We start from the raw sequence: 3,033 nt of genomic DNA, 5'->3' as shown, positions 1-3,033 counted from the left end.
CAAAAACCCACCCACACCCACATACGTCGTACCCGGCCGCGACAACCCCGGATCCACCAGACGACCCACATCCCACCCACGATTCACCGGAAACGGCGTGAGACCGAGGCGCCCGCTGGCGGTCAGCTGCCAGAGATCGTCGGGTGAGGCGACGTCACCGGGGTAACGGCAGGCCATGCCGACGATGACGATCGGGTCGTGCTCGTCGTTCAGGGCGGCACGCGTACGGGTCGGAGCCTGCTCGGCCGCCTGACCCAGCGCTTCGCTCAGCAGGTGCCGCACCAGCGCGTCCGGACTCGGGTGGTCGAAGATCAGCGTGCTGGGCAGCCGCATACCGGTAGCGCTTCCGAGCCGGTTGCGGAGTTCGACAGCGGTGAGCGAGTCGAAGCCGAGATCCTGGAACGCGGTACGGGGTGCGATCGCCGAGGGATCCCCGTGTCCGAGCACGGCCGCGACGTGGACCCGGACCAGGCCGAGCAGGTGCGTTTCACGTTCTGCGGGCGGCAGCGTAGCGAGGGTCGTGGCCAGGGTGGGGGTTTCGGCCTCGGTCGCGATGCGCCGGGCGCGGGCGCCGACCAGTCCGCGCAGCGGCGCGGGCGTGGTTCCGGCGGTCCGCAGCGCGGGCAGGTCGAGCGGCATCAGGACGAGTTCGGCCTCGTCCGCCGCACACGCCAGATCGAACAGGGCGAGGCCGCGTGCGGTGTCGAGGGGCAGCATGCCGCCGCGCCGCATCCGGTCGACGTCCGCCGCCGACAGGTGCCCGGTGATGCCGCTGCGCTGCTCCCAGAAGCCCCAGGCCAGGGAGGTGGCGGGCAGTCCGAGTTCACGGCGGTGCGCGGCGAGGGCGTCGAGGAACCGGTTCGCGGCCGCGTAGTTGCCTTGCCCCGGGTCGCCGAAGACACCCGCCGCCGAGGAGAACAGCACGAACATCGCGAGGTCGCGGTCGCGGGTCAGCTCGTGCAGGTGGGCCGCTGCGGCGGCCTTCGGGGCAAACACCCGGTCCAGCCGCTCCGGGGTCAGGGAGGTCACCAGGCCGTCGTCCAGCACGCCGGCGGTGTGCACGACACCACTCAGATTGGCGATTCCGTCGAGCACACCGGCCAACTGCGCCCGATCCGCCACGTCACACGCCACCACCCGCACCGACGCACCCAGCTCCGCGAGATCCGCCACCAGCTTTGGTGCGCCCGGCGCGCCAAGACCGCGACGACTCGTCAACACCAGATCCCGTACGCCGTGAACCGTCACCAGATGCCGCGTCACCAGGGCACCCAACGCCCCGGTACCACCCGTGACCAGCACCGTTCCGGCAAGTTCCGGGCGGTCGGAATGCTCGGGTAGGGCCACCCGGACCAGCCTGGGCACCAGCAGTTCGCCTCGGCGTACCCGGATCTCCGGCTCGCCGGACGCGGCGGCGGCGGCGACCAGAGTGCCCTCGTCGACCGGGGCCGTGCCCACGTCCACGAGAGCGAACCGGTCTGGATTTTCGGCCTGGGCGGAGCGCAGCAGGCCAGTTACGGCGGCCGTCGCCGGACCGGATCCCCGCAGCACGAACACCAGCCGCGAACCGGCCCACCGGTTCTCGCCGAGCCAGCGCTGAACCAGGGAGAGCGCTGCGGTGGTCGCTGCCCGGGTCGCGGTCGCGAGGTCCTCGGAGGACTCGACGGTCAGGAGCAGCAGCACGGTCTCGGGCGTCTTGTCGGCGGTCAGCCTGTCGAGGCTCTCGACGATCAGGGCCGGCGCGGTGGTTGTCGGATCTGCGGCGGCCGGCGACACCCAGTCCACCCGGAAGACCGCGTCCCGAGTCAGGTGCCGGTTCGAGGAGAGTTCGTCGGGCGTGATCGGGCGTAGCCGTAGCGAGCGCGCGGTGAGCACGGGAGCGCCGGCCGCGTCGGCGACGGTGAGCGACACGCCGTCGTCCCCGTCCGGGGCGAGCTCCGCTCGGAGGGTGGTGGCGCCCTGGGCGTGCAGGGTCACCCCGTCCCAGTACTCCGGCACAAGGGTCCGCCGGTCGCCTTCCTGGAAGCGGCGCGCGGTCAGGCTGTCCAGGACCGCAGCGAGCAGCGCCGGATGCAGGCCGAATCCGTCGGTGGCCAGCGTCGTACGGTCGGGTACTGCGATCTCCGCCCAGACCGTCCCGCCCTTGTGCCAGGCCGCGCGAAGCCCCTGGAACGACGGGCCATGATCGGTTCCGGCCTCGGCGAGCTCCGCTTGCAGGCCGTCGAGGTTCAGACGCTGCGCACCGGCGGGCGGCCAGGTGGCGAGCCCCGCACCGGTCGGGGCGGGTTCGGTCGCGAGCACCGCGGTCGCGTGTGGTGTCCACACCTCGTCGGTGGCCGCGTCCTCGGGCCGGCTGTGGATGGCGACCCGGTCGCCGTCGGTGACGCTGACCCGCAGGGCCAGGCCGCCGTGTTCCGGCAGGACCAGCGGGGCCTGCAGCGTGAGGTCGTTGACCGAGCCGGCCCCGGCCTGGTCGGCGGCGTGGATCGCGAGGTCGAGCAGTGCGGTCGCGGGCAGCACGATCCGGCCGTCGATCCGGTGGTCGGCCAGCCACGGCTGGGCGTGGGCGGAGAGGCGGCCGGACAGCATCAGGGTGCCGTCTCCGGGAAGCGAGATCGTCGCACCGAGCAGCGGATGATTGCTTTCGCCGAGGCCCAGACCGGTGGCGTCGCCGGTGCTTACGCTCCTGCGCAGCCAGAACTCCTGATGCTCGAACGCGTAGGTCGGCAGGTCGACCAGCTTGCCGCCGCGGCCGGCGAACACACCAGCCCAGTCCAACTCCACACCCACCGCATGAAGACCACCGAGCGCGGCAGTAAACGACTCCGCCTCATCGCGACCATCCCGCAGAGCAGCGACCGCGAACGTGTCATCGACCATCGCCGACAACACACCGTCGGGGCCCAACTCCAGCAGCGCGGTCACCCCCATCCCCGCAACCGTCGCCAGACCGTCGGCGAAACGGACCGCTTCCCGCACATGCCGCACCCAGTACTCAGGCGTACCCAGGTCCTCAACCCGACCGGTCACGTT

The 3,033-nt window shown here is 71.8% G+C and carries 1 protein-coding gene; it reads right to left on the bottom strand.

The features are described from left to right. Positions 1-3,033 (bottom strand): SDR family NAD(P)-dependent oxidoreductase (locus AB0C25_RS36515; RefSeq protein ID WP_357379641.1); only part of this gene is annotated, 3,033 nt, incomplete at both ends.

Origin of the sequence: Micromonospora sp. NPDC048839 (assembly GCF_040649915.1) — a bacterium.
Classification (GTDB): Bacteria; Actinomycetota; Actinomycetes; order Mycobacteriales; family Micromonosporaceae; genus Micromonospora.
Note: the sequence above shows the minus strand (reverse complement) of the source record. Positions and strands in the feature narration are given on the sequence as shown.